Here is a 13,311-nt window from a genome sequence, read left to right on the forward strand (position 1 = left end):
CCCCACAGCTACAACGGCTACTGTTCGCCTGTAGCTGCGGAGCGAGCGGCTGCTTGAAAACCTAAATGGGTGTCCAGAATCACTTGACCAGTTCAGCTTGCTCACGAAGAGGCCGGGGCATTCAGCCACTTTCTCTGGGGCTGAAAGTAAGTCTTCGCGAGCAAGCTCGCTCCCACATGACGGTGGGCTGACTCAAAATCGCCGGTTGTTGCAAAACCTGTGGGAGTGACCGGGGTGGCGCTCCACCTTGCTCACGAAGAGGCCGGTACATCCGCTAAAAATGCAGCGGTTGAAAGGCCCCATTCGCGAGCAAGCTCGGCTCCCACAGTGCATCCTTCGGCAGCTACTTCTGCGGCGCCGTTATGGCTGATGACAGTAAGCGTGCTCGCAAGGCAGCAGCGCCCCCCCTCACCTATCGATTATGCCCATGCACCTTGGTCATCAGCTGCGCTTCGGCCTGGGTCAGGCCGCAGGATTGAGTCAGTTCGTCGATGCTGGCACCCATGCCGACCAGGCGGGCGGCCTGGGCGAAGGACAGGGTCGAGGGATCGCGCTGCTCAAGGGCAGTGATCTTGTCTGGCAGCAGCGCGATGATGGAACGCAACTCGTGCAGTTCCTCACCCATCCTCACCGTCCCGCTCTGGTAATTTTCCAGGCGCCGAGCCAGCTCGCGGATGCGCTGATCACGCAGCGAATCCGCCTCCAGCTGCTGGGTGGCCTGGATGCGCAAGCGCTTGGTGTGGGCCATGAACATCGCGACGCTCGCGACCCACAACACCGCCAGAAAAATAACCGCCACATCGAGAATCAATCAGATGCTCTCCAGCTCGGACCACTCTTCCTCGGACATCATCTTGTCCAGTTCCACCAGGATCAGCAGTTCGCCGTTCTTGTTGCAGACGCCCTGGATGAATTTGGCGGACTCGTCGTTGCCCACGTTCGGCGCGGTTTCGACTTCCGACTGACGCAGGTAAACGACTTCAGCGACGCTGTCGACCAGGATACCGACCACTTGCTTGTCGGCCTCGATGATCACCACTCGCGTGTTGTCGCTGACTTCAACCGGATCCAGACCAAAGCGCTGACGGGTGTCGATCACGGTGACGACGTTACCGCGCAGGTTGATGATCCCCAGCACGTAGCTTGGCGCGCCCGGGACCGGAGCGATCTCGGTGTAGCGCAGCACTTCCTGAACCTGCATCACGTTGATGCCATACGACTCGTTGTCCAGGCGGAAGGTGACCCACTGCAGAATCGGATCTTCGGAACCCTGTGCTGACGACTTCTTCATACCCCTAACCCCTTGCGTGTTGTGCGGTGCGGTCGACGTTTCGTACGCCGCCCTGTGTTGATCTGACGATGTTTATTGATGCGTTTTCATCTGCTTGACCGCGCCACTGGCAATCAGCTCGGCCAGCTCGGAAACGTCCAGCAACGCACACATGTGTTCGATCACCGTCCCGGCAAGCCAGGGCCGCTGACCACGATGGGTGCGCCATTTGATTTCGTTGGGGTCCAGGCGCAACGAGCGGCTGACCTGATGCACCGCCAGCCCCCACTCATAGCCCTGAACCGAGATCACGTATTGCAGGCCCTGACGAAAATCGTCGCGGTAGCGGTCCGGCATGATCCAGCGCGCGGTGTCCAGCACCTTCAGGTTGCCGGCCTGGCTTGGCAGGATCCCGAGGAACCAGTCCGGCTGACCGAACAGCGGCGTCAAGTCATGGCCTGCCAGCGGGTAAATCGAACCCAGGCACACCAGCGGCACCGCGAGGGTCAGACCGGCAACGTCGAACAGCAGGCATTCGAACGGCTCGGCCGCCCAGGCCGGGCGCTCGTCGCCAGTGGGCGGCGGCGTTGGCGTGCGTTGAGCGGACAGATGCACGTCAACAACCGGCTCGACCAGCGCTGTTGGCGGCTCTTCCACCACCAGAGCCTCAACCCCAGGCGCTTCAACAGCCGGCTCAACCAGCGGAACGATGGCTGGCGGCAGAATCACCGGAGGCATGACCACTGGCCGTTCCATCACCCGCGCGGCGGCAGGTTCCGGCTGAGCCGAATACGCCAGCGAAACAGGCGCAGGCCGGCTCATCGGCGCGGGCTGTGGCACCGGCAAAGCGGCAGCCACCGCAGCGGCTACTGCAGAACGCATGCGTGCGTCATGGGCCTGCTCTTCGAGCACGGCCGCTTGAAATTCATCGACGGACTCGACGACCTGCAGCTCCTCGGTCGCGTCATAGAGCAACGCGTCCAGGTAGTTCTGCAGCGCCAGTTGTGGTCGTGAAGCAATGTCCAGAGGGCGGTTCATACGGGAGCCCGAAAAGTAGTGATGCGATTACCGCCTGATACAGATATCGGCTGCATAGCCGATGGACTTGAGCGTGCAGGCGCGCCGCTCGAAAAATAACGATCAGCGGACACTAGGCCACCTGCCCGACAAGCTGTTCGGTGAGCAGGTGCTTGAGCAACGCGCGGTAGGCCAGCACGCCACGGCTCTTGTTGTCGAACTGTGAAGGGGTCAGACCCGCGCGGCTGGCATCGCGCAGTCGCGTGTCCACCGGAATGAAGGCATTCCAGACGTGTTCCGGGTAACTGTCGCGCAGCAGCTTGAGGGTGCTCATCGAGGCCTGGGTGCGGCGATCGAACAGCGTCGGCACGATGGTGTAAGGCAGCGGCACCTTGCGCGAGCGATTGATCATCGCCAGCGTGTTGACCATGCGCTCCAGGCCCTTCACCGCGAGAAATTCAGTCTGCACCGGAATCGACAGTTGCTGGCTCGCCGCCAGGGCGTTGACCATCAGCACGCCAAGCAACGGCGGGCTGTCGATGATCGCGTAATCAAAGTCCTGCCACAGCTGGGCCAGACTTCTGGCAATCACCAGCCCAAGGCCGCTCTGCCCTGGCGACTGGCGCTCAAGGGTGGCCAGCGCGGTGCTCGATGGCAGCAGCGAAATGCGCTTGTCACTGGTGGGCAACAGCAGTTGGCCCGGCAAACCGTCCGCCACCACGCCTTTGTTGAGGAACAGGTCGAAGCTGCTGTGTTCCAGCGTATCGGGGTCTTGCCCGAAATAGCTGGTCATCGAGCCATGGGGATCGAGATCCACCACGACCACGCGCTTGCCCGCCTCTGCCAGCAAGCCGGCTAAAGCGATGGAGGTGGTGGTCTTCCCGACCCCGCCTTTCTGATTGGCTACTGCCCAGACTCTCATGTACTCGTTTTCCCCCCGACCAAAGCGGCGACCGGGTTTAAGGGGCAGATGACGAAGATTTGACGCCTTGCGGCGGCTTGGCGGGGACTGGTGCAGTTTGTGTGCCAGCACGACGGAGGGCGGCATCGGGTTTTGCGTTGGCGGTAGTGCCTGAGCCGGTTAGGCTGCGGCGCACGTCCAGGTTGCGCGAGATCACCAGCACCACGCGACGGTTGCGCGCGCGGCCGTCGGCGGTGGCGTTGGAGGCCAGGGGCTGGAACTCGCCGTAGCCCACCGAAGCGAGCCGCGCCGGGTTGATCCCGTCCATCGCCAGCATCCGCACGATGCTCGAGGAGCGCGCTGAAGACAGCTCCCAGTTGGTCGGGAACTGGCCGGTGTTGATCGGCTGGTTATCGGTGAAGCCTTCGACGTGGACGGGGTTATCGAACGGCTTGATGATCTTTGCGACCTTGTCGATCAGGTCGAAGGCCTGATTGCTCGGCATCGCGTCGCCGCTGCCGAACAGCAGGCTGGAATTGAGCTCGATCTCGATCCACAGCTCGTTGCCGCGCACGGTCATTTGCTTGGAAGCGATCAGGTCGCCGAACGCCGCGTTGACGTCATCGGCAATCGACTTCAGCGGGTCGTCCGCGGCCTGTCCCAGCGCCGCGTCGGTCTGCTCGCTGTCCTGAACCAGCGGATCGGCAGGCCGCACGGTCTGCGGTTTCTGCTCGCCGATGGGGATCGGCTTGATGCTGCGCTCGGGCTCGTTGAAGACCCCGACCAGCGCTTCGGACAGCACCTTGTATTTGCCTTCGTTCAGCGACGAGATGGAGTACATGACCACGAAAAACGCAAACAGCAAGGTGATGAAGTCCGCGTAGGACACCAGCCAGCGTTCGTGATTTTCGTGCTCTTCATGGCGACGTCGGCGGGCCATCAGTCCATCACTCCATGAAGCCTTGCAGCTTCAGTTCGATCGAGCGCGGGTTCTCGCCCTCGGCAATCGACAGCAGCCCTTCGAGGAGCATCTCCCGATAGCGCGACTGGCGGATCGCCACGGCCTTGAGCTTGTTCGCCACGGGCAGAAGAAACAGGTTGGCGGACGCCACGCCATAAATGGTGGCAATGAAGGCGACGGCGATACCGCTGCCCAACTGATTGGGGTCGGCCAGGTTGCCCATGACATGGATCAGGCCCATGACCGCACCGATGATGCCGATCGTGGGCGCGTAGCCACCCATGCTTTCGTAGACCTTGGCGGCCTGAATATCGCGGCTTTCCTGGGTCAGGAAATCGACTTCCAGGATGCCCCGTATGGCCGCCGGTTCAGCGCCGTCGACCAGCAGCTGCAGGCCTTTGCGCGAATAGGCATCCGGCTCCGAGTCGGCCACGGCTTCGAGGCCGAGCAGGCCCTCTTTGCGCGCGGTGAGGCTCCAGGACACGACGCGATCAATGCCACCGGCGAGATCGATGCGCGGCGGAAACAGAATCCAGATGAAGATCTGCATTGCCCGCTTGAACGCGCTCATGGGCGTCTGCACCAGGCAGGCCGCCAGCGTACCGCCGAGCACGATCAGCGCGGCCGGGCCGTTGAGCAGCGCGCCCAGGTGCCCGCCTTCAAGGAAGTTGCCGCCGATGATCGCGACGAACGCCAGAATGATCCCGATAAGCGTCAAGACATCCATCAGCTGCAGGCCTCAACCAGGTGGCGCCCGATATCGTCGAGGCTGTAAACGGCGTCGGCCAGCTCGGCTTTGACGATCGCCATGGGCATCCCATAAATCACGCAACTGGCTTCGTCCTGCGCCCAGATCTGGCTGCCGCTCTGCTTGAGCAGGCGCGCGCCTTCACGGCCGTCAGCGCCCATCCCGGTGAGGACGACGGCGAGGACTTTGTCGCTGTAGGATTTTGCCGCCGAGCCAAAGGTGATGTCGACGCAGGGCTTGTAGTTGAGGCGCTCGTCACCGGGCAGGATTTTCACCGCGCCGCGACCGTCGACCATCATCTGTTTGCCGCCAGGCGCCAGCAGCGCCAGACCTGGACGCAGGATGTCGCCGTCTTCGGCTTCCTTGACACTGATGCGGCACAGCTTGTCGAGACGTTCGGCGAAGGCTTTGGTGAAGGCGGCCGGCATGTGCTGGATCAGCACGATGGGCGCCGGGAAGTTGGCGGGCAGCTGGGTCAGCACCCGCTGCAAGGCAACCGGGCCACCGGTGGACGTGCCGATCGCCACCAGTTTGTAGGCTTTGCGCTTGGGCGCACCCGAGGTCGGCGCGTGGTGGTGAGAAGCCGGCGCCGCTGCACGGGCAGGCGCAGGGGCGAGTGCCGGACGCGACGGTCGCGCTTCGGGAGCCGTGCTGCGCGGTGCAGCGGGCGCAGGAGATGGCGCCGGTGCCGACGTGGCGGAAGGCGTACTGCCGTAACCGCTGAAACGACGGTTGCTGCGGGAGATGCTGTGGACTTTCTCGCACAGCATCTGTTTGACCTTCTCGGGGTTGCGCGAGATGTCTTCGAAGTTTTTCGGCAGGAAATCCACCGCGCCAGCGTCCAGCGCATCGAGGGTCACTCTGGCGCCTTCGTGGGTCAGGGAGGAAAACATCAATACCGGGGTCGGGCAGCGCTGCATGATATGACGGACCGCGGTAATGCCATCCATCATCGGCATTTCGTAGTCCATGGTGATCACGTCGGGCTTGAGGGCCAGGGCTTGTTCAATGGCTTCCTTGCCATTGGTGGCAGTACCGACCACCTGAATCGTGGGATCTGAAGAGAGAATTTCCGAGACACGACGTCGGAAAAAACCCGAATCGTCCACGACGAGAACCTTGACTGCCATAAACACTCCAAAGAGCGCGCGTCACCCTGAAGGTCGGCGCGCCCTGAATCACGTAGCTTGGGTCACATTGGCGAGACGAGACAGGCCAGTGAGACCGTTTTTCGCGCTTGAAACGAGACCGGGTCTATTTGTAGGACCGGCGTTAGCCGGGAAGGCGTCGGGTATCACACCGAAAATCAAGGGTGTTCACCCTGCCCTCTTCCCGGCTGAAGCCGGTCCCACTGAGAAACCTCGCAAGGCGCCCTCCGCATGCCGTTAGTGGGACCGGCTTTAGCCGGGAAGGCGTCGGATGTCACACCGAAAATCCACAGTGTTTTCGCCGCCCTATTCCCGGCTGAAGCCGGTCCCACACTGCTTAACCAATCCGTCGTGCCGCGTAGCGCTTGAGCATGCTTGGCACATCGAGAATCAGGGCGATGCGGCCGTCACCGGTGATGGTGGCGCCCGACATGCCCGGCGTGCCTTGCAGCATTTTGCCCAGCGGCTTGATCACCACTTCTTCCTGGCCGACCAACTGATCGACCACAAAGCCGATGCGTTGGGTGCCGACCGACAAGATCACCACGTGGCCTTCGCGTTGCTCCTCGTGGGCCGCCGAACTGACCAGCCAGCGCTTGAGGTAAAACAGCGGCAGCGCCTTGTCGCGGACGATCACCACTTCCTGACCATCGACGACGTTGGTGGTCGACAGGTCCAGGTGGAAGATCTCGTTGACGTTGACCAGCGGGAAGGCAAAAGCCTGATTGCCGAGCATGACCATCAGCGTCGGCATGATCGCCAGGGTCAGCGGCACCTTGATGATGATCTTCGAGCCCAGGCCCTTGGTCGAATGGATGTTGATCGAACCGTTGAGCTGGGCAATCTTGGTTTTCACCACGTCCATGCCCACGCCACGCCCGGACACATCGGAAATTTCAGTCTTGGTCGAGAAGCCCGGCGCGAAAATCAGGTTGTAGCAATCGGTGTCGCTGAGGCGATCCGCTGCGTCCTTGTCCATCACGCCACGCTTGACGGCGATGGCACGCAGGACCGCAGGGTCCATGCCTTTGCCGTCATCGGAAATCGACAGCAGGATGTGATCGCCTTCCTGTTCGGCCGACAGAATCACACGACCGTTACGGGGCTTGCCTGATGCTTCCCGCTCTTCCGGCGACTCGATACCGTGATCGACCGCGTTGCGCACCAAGTGGACCAGCGGGTCGGCCAGGGCCTCGACGAGGTTCTTGTCCAGGTCGGTTTCTTCACCCACCAGTTCAAGGCTGATTTCTTTCTTCAGCTGACGTGCCAGATCGCGGACCAGTCGCGGGAAGCGGCCGAACACTTTCTTGATCGGCTGCATGCGGGTCTTCATGACCGCGGTCTGCAGGTCAGCGGTGACCACGTCCAGGTTGGACACGGCCTTGGACATGGCTTCGTCGGCGCTGTTGGCGCCCAGACGCACGAGGCGGTTACGCACCAGCACCAGTTCGCCGACCATGTTCATGATTTCGTCCAGCCGCGCGGTGTCGACGCGCACGGTGGTTTCCGCTTCAGACGGCGGTTTTTCGCTGGGCGCGGGAGCGGCAGCGCGAGCCGGGGCAGGCGCAGCGGCAGGAGCCGCTTTCGCCGGAGCGGCGGCAGCAGGCGTCGCTTTCGCCGGTTCAGCTTTGGCAGCGGGTTCTGGCTTGGTGGCCGGTGCAGCAGCGGGTGCTGCGGCAGCGGGTGCTGCGGCAGCGACGGCAGGTTCAAACTTGCCTTTGCCGTGCAACTGATCCAGCAGGTCTTCGAATTCGTTGTCGGTGATTTCGTCCGATGCTGCGGCTTTCGACGCTGCAGCTGGCGCAACCGGTGCGGCAGGTGCAGCGGCAGCAGGAGCAGCTGCACCTACGGCATCCGGCGAGAACGAACCCTTGCCGTGCAACTGATCAAGCAGCGACTCGAATTCATCGTCAGTGATTTCGTCACTGGCCGGTGCGGCAGACGGCGCTACAGCGGCCGGCGGTTGCACGGCATCGACGGCGAACTGGCCTTTGCCATGCAGCTGATCGAGGAGCGATTCGAATTCGGCGTCGGTGATTTCATCGCTGGCCGCATTACCGGCCGGCGCGGCAGCCGGTGCCGCAGGTGCTGCTGCAACGGGAGCCGCTGGTGCAGGTGCAGCCGGCGCAGGTGCTCCTGCCGCCTGGGCCTTGACGGCATTCAGCGAATCCAGAAGCTGTTCGAACTCGAAATCGGTGATGTCTTCGGACGGCGCTTCAGCGACCGGCTCTTCAACCACCGGTGCTGCAGCGATTTCTTCAGCCGAGGCCGGCTCCGCCAGGCGTGCCAGCGCGGCCAGCAGTTCAGGTGTGGCCGGGGTGACGGCGGAACGCTCGCGCACCTGACCGAACATGCTGTTGACGGTATCGAGTGCTTCGAGCACCACGTCCATGAGCTCCGAGTCAACGCGACGTTCACCCTTGCGCAGGATGTCGAACACGTTCTCGGCAATGTGACAGCATTCAACCAGCTCGTTGAGCTGGAGGAAGCCGGCGCCCCCTTTTACAGTGTGAAAACCGCGAAAAATTGCATTGAGCAGGTCCGCATCATCTGGCCGGCTTTCCAGCTCGACCAACTGCTCTGACAACAGCTCGAGAATCTCGCCGGCCTCTACCAGAAAATCCTGAAGGATTTCTTCATCGGCGCCGAAGCTCATTGGGGGGTGCTCCTAAAATTAACCGTCAAACCGATCCGGAGGCTGCACTGACGGCCTGCGCGCATTGCTTTCGTCGAAGCATTGGCGCGCGGGTCCAGCAGCCACTTTCACAGAAAACCTGAAGTCCGAAACAGAGTGACCGAATCAGAATCCGAGGCTGGATAGCAGATCGTCAACATCATCCTGTCCGGATACAACGTCTTCACGTTTATCGGCATGAATCTGCGGACCTTCACCCTTGGAGTGAAGTTTTTCTTGTTCTTTTTGCTGACGGAACACTTCCTGGTCGTGCTCGATGCCCGCGAAGCGGTCCACCTGGCTCGCCATGAGCACCAGCTTGAGCAGGTTGCGCTCGACTTCGGTGACCAGCGTGGTCACGCGCTTGATTACCTGACCGGTGAGGTCCTGGTAATCCTGGGCCAGCAGAATGTCGTTCAGATGCGCAGAGACCTCGGTGGTCTCCTTCTCGCTGCGGGTCAGGAACACATCGACGCGGCGGGCCAGATCACGAAACTCTTCGGCGCTGATCTCGCGGCGCATGAAGCGTCCCCAATCGGCGCTCAACGACTTGGCGTCGTCAGTCAGCCCGTGCATTAGCGGCGTGCTCAGCTCCACCAGGTCCATCGTCCGGTTGGCCGCGTTTTCGGTCAGCCTGACCACGTACGACAGCCGCTCGGTGGCGTCGGTGATCTGGGAGACCTCCTCGGCCTGCGGCATGTTCGGGTCGATCTGGAAGTTGACGATCGCGCTGTGCAGCTCGCGCGTCAATTTGCCGACTTCCTGATACAGGCCACGGTCGCGGGTCTGGTTAAGCTCATGGATCAGTTGCACGGCGTCGCCGAACTTGCCTTTTTCAAGGCTCGCGACCAGCTCTTGTGCGTGTTTCTTCAGGGTTGACTCAAAGTCACCCATTGTCGAATCTTTGGAATCCATAGCGCCCTCGCAGCGGACATCAGCTATTGACGCGCTCGAATATCTTTTCGATTTTCTCTTTGAGCACTTGCGCGGTGAACGGCTTCACCACGTAGCCGTTCACACCGGCCTGAGCGGCTTCGATGATCTGCTCACGCTTGGCTTCGGCAGTGACCATCAGCACCGGCAGGCTGCGCAGACGCTCGTCGGCACGCACCTGACGCAACAGGTCGATGCCGGACATGCCCGGCATGTTCCAGTCAGTGACGAGGAAGTCAAAGGCGCCGCTTTGCAGCATCGGCAATGCGGTGAGTCCGTCATCAGCTTCGGCCGTGTTGGTGAACCCAAGGTCACGCAACAGGTTTTTTATGATCCGCCGCATCGTTGAGAAGTCATCAACGATGAGGATTTTCATGTTCTTGTCCAATTCGACCTCCAAGCAGTCTTTAACGCGTTCAGCACCTGAACGCGCATTCAATCAATACCGGCTGCGCCGAACATGAAAAGGGGTGGAATCGACCGGGACGAGCGCAGCGAAACCGGATCATCCACGACCCGGTTCGACCGACTCCTGCCATGTCTCTTTTGCTTCCCGCTCACGTCCTGCACAGCCGGTCTTACAAGCAACACGCAGGCCTCGCGGCCCGCGCCTGATTCAGGAACGTGCGCGCCACTCGCCAAGGCGACCGCGCAACCGCGCCGCGCATTGACTGTGCAGCTGGCTGACCCGCGACTCGCTGACACCCAGAACCTCACCGATTTCCTTGAGGTTCAGCTCTTCGTCGTAATACAGCGACAACACCAGGCGTTCACGTTCCGGCAAGTTGGCAATGGCCTCGGCCAGCGCAGCCTGGAAGCGCTCGTCTTCCAGATCCCGCGACGGTTCCAGGGACTGGCTTGCGCCGTCCTCGTGCAGCCCTTCGTGTTCGCCGTCCTGCAACAGGTCGTCGAAACTGAACAGTCGGCTGCCCAGGGTATCGTTCAGAATCCCGTAATAATCGTCGAGACTCATTTCAAGTTCGGCAGCAACCTCGTGATCTTTAGCGTCACGGCCGGTTTTTGCTTCGATTGAACGAATCGCGTCACTGACCATGCGCGTATTGCGGTGGACCGAGCGCGGTGCCCAGTCCCCCTTGCGCACTTCGTCGAGCATCGCGCCACGGATACGAATACCCGCGTACGTCTCGAAACTGGCCCCTTTGGTGGAGTCGTATTTGGTCGAGACCTCGAGCAAGCCAATCATGCCCGCCTGGATCAAATCCTCGACCTGCACGCTGGCCGGCAGACGCGCCAGCAAGTGGTAGGCGATTCGTTTGACCAGCGGGGCATAACGCTCGATCAGCTCATACTGGGAGTCTTTGGACGATTTGCTGTACATGCGATAGCCACTTGCTGTCATGAGACGGGCCCTGCGCTGGTTTGATGCACGAGGCGTTCTACGAAAAATTCCAGGTGACCGCGCGGGTTCGCCGGCAGCGGCCAGGTGTCGACTTTCTGTGCGATGGCCTTGAACGCCAGCGCGCATTTAGAACGCGGAAACGCTTCGTACACGGCGCGCTGCTTCTGCACGGCCTTGCGTACGCATTCGTCGTACGGCACGGCGCCTACATACTGCAGGGCCACGTCGAGAAAGCGGTCGGTGACCTTGGTCAGCTTGGCGAAGAGGTTGCGCCCTTCCTGCGGGCTCTGGGCCATGTTGGCCAGGACGCGGAAGCGGTTCATGCCGTAATCGCGGTTGAGCAGTTTGATCAGGGCGTAGGCGTCCGTGATCGACGTGGGCTCGTCGCACACCACCAGCAGCACTTCCTGGGCGGCGCGCACGAAGCTCACCACCGACTCGCCGATGCCGGCGGCGGTATCGATGACCAGCACGTCGAGGTTGTCGCCGATGTCACTGAACGCCTGAATCAGCCCGGCGTGTTGCGCCGGGGTCAGGTGGACCATGCTCTGGGTGCCCGACGCCGCCGGCACGATGCGGACGCCGCCCGGGCCTTGCAGCAGGACATCGCGGAGCTCGCACCGCCCTTCGATGACGTCAGCCAGGGTGCGTTTGGGGGTCAGCCCCAACAATACGTCGACGTTGGCCAGACCCAGATCGGCGTCCAGCAGCATGACGCGACGTCCCAGCTCGGCCAGCGCCAGTGAAAGATTCACTGAAACGTTGGTCTTGCCTACGCCACCTTTGCCACCGGTCACCGCGATAACCTGTACGGGATGCATGCTGCCCATGTTAATTGTTTACCTTGTCTTGCTTAGACCTAAGCCACATGTCGGGCTGCACGTTCAGTGTCTGAACAATGCCTGGCAGACCATCGATGCAGGAAAATTCCACTGTCATTTTCTTCACCTAGCCCGCGCGCTTGCCGGTGCTGTGATAAAGATCCGCAAACATATCCGCCATCGCTTCCTCGCTTGGCTCCTCCTGCATCTGCACACTGACAGCCCGGCTCACCAACTGGTGCCGACGCGGCAAATGCAGATCATCCGGTATCCGTGGGCCATCGGTCAGATAGGCCACAGGCAGTTCGTGTGTCACGGCCAGGCTGAGCACTTCGCCCAGGTTGGCCGTTTCGTCGAGCTTGGTCAGGATGCACCCGGCCAGGCCGCAACGTTTATAACTGTGGTAAGCCGCTGACAGCACCTGCTTCTGACTGGTTGTCGCCAGCACCAGGTAGTTGCGCGCCTTGATGCCACGGCCGGCGAGGGTTTCCAGTTGCAGACGCAGGGCCGGATCGCTGGCTTGCAGGCCGGCGGTGTCGATCAACACCACGCGCTTGCGCAACAGCGGCTCCAGCGCCTGAGCCAGGGACTGGCCCGGGTCGACGTGGGTAACCGGTACATTGAGGATCCGGCCCAGGGTTTTCAGCTGTTCCTGAGCGCCAATGCGGAAACTGTCCATGCTCACCAGCGCGATATTTTGCGCGCCGTATTTCAACACATATCGGGCTGCCAGTTTAGCCAGCGTGGTGGTTTTGCCCATGCCGGCAGGGCCGACCATGGCAATCACACCGCCCTCTTCCAGTGGCTCCACATCGGGCGTGGCAATCATGCGGGCCAGATGGGCCAGCAGCATGCGCCAAGTGTGGGCCTGATCGTTCGAGTCCGGCACCATCGCCAGCAGATCGCGGGACAGCGGGCCGGAGAGGCCGACGCGTTGCAGACGGCGCCACAGGTTGGCCTGCTGCGGACGGCTGCCTTGCAGCTGGTTCCAGGCCAGCGAGCCCAGCTGGACTTCCAGCAGTTCGCGCAGGCCGTTCAATTCGGAGCGCATCGCTTCGTAGGCGCGGTCGCCCACGGCCGGCTCGGCGTTGCGCTCGGCACGTTCGGCAGCCACAGCAGCGTGGATCGACGGGCGAAACGGTTCTTCCAGCGTCGGTTCAATCTGCTTGCTGTCATCCATCGCAAGGCCGGCGAACAACTGACGGTTGGCGACAGTGTCCAGCTCGCTGCGGTGGGTCAGCTCAGCCTGAGCGGTGACGATGCGCGACTGGGTCTTGCGCAATTCTTCTTCGAGTTCGATGTTCGGCACACGCGGCGCCAACGCAGACAACTTGTAATCCAGAGCGGCGGTCAGTTCCACGCCGCCGGCGATCCGCCGGTTCCCGATGATGGCAGCTTCAGCGCCCAGCTCATCGCGAACCAGTTTCATGGCTTGTCGCATATCGGCGGCGAAAAAACGCTTAACTTGCATGACTCAC

The 13,311-nt window shown here is 61.7% G+C and carries 13 protein-coding genes; all 13 read right to left on the minus strand.

Going from position 1 to position 13,311, the window contains the following annotated elements; translation table 11 throughout:
* Positions 1 to 412: 412 nt before the first annotated feature.
* The 13 genes from AC0Z8Z_RS21595 to flhF all read right to left on the minus strand — a co-directional run bounded on the left by AC0Z8Z_RS21595 (position 413) and on the right by flhF (position 13,304).
* Positions 413 to 811, minus strand: a complete 399-nt coding sequence (locus AC0Z8Z_RS21595) for a DUF2802 domain-containing protein (protein WP_122536806.1) — start codon at positions 809 to 811, stop codon at positions 413 to 415.
* The gene (locus AC0Z8Z_RS21600) at positions 812 to 1,291 is read right to left on the minus strand and encodes a chemotaxis protein CheW (protein ID WP_172612844.1); all 480 of its coding nucleotides are present in this window, start codon (positions 1,289 to 1,291) and stop codon (positions 812 to 814) included.
* Positions 1,292 to 1,363: 72 nt separating this feature from the next.
* Positions 1,364 to 2,308: a CheW domain-containing protein gene (locus tag AC0Z8Z_RS21605; protein ID WP_485620452.1), complete on the minus strand. Its 945-nt coding sequence runs from the start codon at positions 2,306 to 2,308 to the stop codon at positions 1,364 to 1,366.
* Between the two features lie 112 nt (positions 2,309 to 2,420).
* A complete protein-coding gene (locus tag AC0Z8Z_RS21610; RefSeq protein ID WP_485620453.1) occupies positions 2,421 to 3,209 on the minus strand; it encodes a ParA family protein in 789 nt (262 codons plus the stop codon).
* 37 nt (positions 3,210 to 3,246) lie between these two features.
* Complete coding sequence (gene motD / locus AC0Z8Z_RS21615; protein ID WP_485620454.1) at positions 3,247 to 4,128, minus strand: flagellar motor protein MotD; 882 nt, start codon at positions 4,126 to 4,128, stop codon at positions 3,247 to 3,249.
* Positions 4,129 to 4,135: 7 nt separating this feature from the next.
* Complete coding sequence (locus tag AC0Z8Z_RS21620) at positions 4,136 to 4,876, minus strand: flagellar motor protein (RefSeq protein WP_122536801.1); 741 nt, start codon at positions 4,874 to 4,876, stop codon at positions 4,136 to 4,138.
* Positions 4,876 to 6,027 carry a protein-glutamate methylesterase/protein-glutamine glutaminase gene (locus AC0Z8Z_RS21625; RefSeq protein ID WP_485620455.1) on the minus strand — a complete coding sequence of 384 codons (1,152 nt, stop codon included), beginning with the start codon at positions 6,025 to 6,027 and terminating at the stop codon, positions 4,876 to 4,878. The genes AC0Z8Z_RS21620 and AC0Z8Z_RS21625 overlap by 1 nt, the downstream gene beginning before the upstream one ends.
* 355 nt (positions 6,028 to 6,382) lie before the next feature.
* Positions 6,383 to 8,701: a chemotaxis protein CheA gene (locus tag AC0Z8Z_RS21630; protein ID WP_485620456.1), complete on the minus strand. Its 2,319-nt coding sequence runs from the start codon at positions 8,699 to 8,701 to the stop codon at positions 6,383 to 6,385.
* Positions 8,702 to 8,845: 144 nt separating this feature from the next.
* The gene (locus AC0Z8Z_RS21635) at positions 8,846 to 9,634 is read right to left on the minus strand and encodes a protein phosphatase CheZ (RefSeq protein WP_122536798.1); all 789 of its coding nucleotides are present in this window, start codon (positions 9,632 to 9,634) and stop codon (positions 8,846 to 8,848) included.
* Between the two features lie 19 nt (positions 9,635 to 9,653).
* Positions 9,654 to 10,028 carry a chemotaxis response regulator CheY gene (locus AC0Z8Z_RS21640; protein WP_172612850.1) on the minus strand — a complete coding sequence of 125 codons (375 nt, stop codon included), beginning with the start codon at positions 10,026 to 10,028 and terminating at the stop codon, positions 9,654 to 9,656.
* 240 nt (positions 10,029 to 10,268) lie between these two features.
* Positions 10,269 to 11,012 carry an RNA polymerase sigma factor FliA gene (gene fliA, locus AC0Z8Z_RS21645; RefSeq protein WP_122536797.1) on the minus strand — a complete coding sequence of 248 codons (744 nt, stop codon included), beginning with the start codon at positions 11,010 to 11,012 and terminating at the stop codon, positions 10,269 to 10,271.
* On the minus strand, positions 11,009 to 11,842 hold the full coding sequence (fleN, locus tag AC0Z8Z_RS21650) for a flagellar synthesis regulator FleN (protein ID WP_062385964.1): 834 nt from the start codon (positions 11,840 to 11,842) through the stop codon (positions 11,009 to 11,011). Before fleN ends, fliA begins: the two co-directional genes overlap by 4 nt.
* A gap of 118 nt (positions 11,843 to 11,960) precedes the next feature.
* Complete coding sequence (flhF, locus tag AC0Z8Z_RS21655; RefSeq protein WP_172612851.1) at positions 11,961 to 13,304, minus strand: flagellar biosynthesis GTPase FlhF; 1,344 nt, start codon at positions 13,302 to 13,304, stop codon at positions 11,961 to 11,963.
* Between the last annotated feature and the right edge of the window lie 7 nt (positions 13,305 to 13,311).

This window comes from Pseudomonas sp. 1L-C-7-B-C1 (genome assembly GCF_057291635.1).

Bases quoted from the DNA above. Each gene is read 5' to 3' on its own strand.
- AC0Z8Z_RS21625 (WP_485620455.1), bottom strand. From the start codon at position 6,027: ATGGCAGTCAAGGTTCTCGTCGTGGACGATTCGGGTTTTTTCCGACGT.
- AC0Z8Z_RS21635 (WP_122536798.1), bottom strand. From the start codon at position 9,634: ATGGATTCCAAAGATTCGACAATGGGTGACTTTGAGTCAACCCTGAAG.
- motD (WP_485620454.1), bottom strand. From the start codon at position 4,128: ATGGCCCGCCGACGTCGCCATGAAGAGCACGAAAATCACGAACGCTGG.
- AC0Z8Z_RS21600 (WP_172612844.1), bottom strand. From the start codon at position 1,291: ATGAAGAAGTCGTCAGCACAGGGTTCCGAAGATCCGATTCTGCAGTGG.
- AC0Z8Z_RS21605 (WP_485620452.1), bottom strand. From the start codon at position 2,308: ATGAACCGCCCTCTGGACATTGCTTCACGACCACAACTGGCGCTGCAG.
- flhF (WP_172612851.1), bottom strand. From the start codon at position 13,304: ATGCAAGTTAAGCGTTTTTTCGCCGCCGATATGCGACAAGCCATGAAA.
- AC0Z8Z_RS21640 (WP_172612850.1), bottom strand. From the start codon at position 10,028: ATGAAAATCCTCATCGTTGATGACTTCTCAACGATGCGGCGGATCATA.
- fleN (WP_062385964.1), bottom strand. From the start codon at position 11,842: ATGGGCAGCATGCATCCCGTACAGGTTATCGCGGTGACCGGTGGCAAA.
- AC0Z8Z_RS21630 (WP_485620456.1), bottom strand. From the start codon at position 8,701: ATGAGCTTCGGCGCCGATGAAGAAATCCTTCAGGATTTTCTGGTAGAG.
- AC0Z8Z_RS21620 (WP_122536801.1), bottom strand. From the start codon at position 4,876: ATGGATGTCTTGACGCTTATCGGGATCATTCTGGCGTTCGTCGCGATC.
- AC0Z8Z_RS21610 (WP_485620453.1), bottom strand. From the start codon at position 3,209: ATGAGAGTCTGGGCAGTAGCCAATCAGAAAGGCGGGGTCGGGAAGACC.
- fliA (WP_122536797.1), bottom strand. From the start codon at position 11,012: ATGACAGCAAGTGGCTATCGCATGTACAGCAAATCGTCCAAAGACTCC.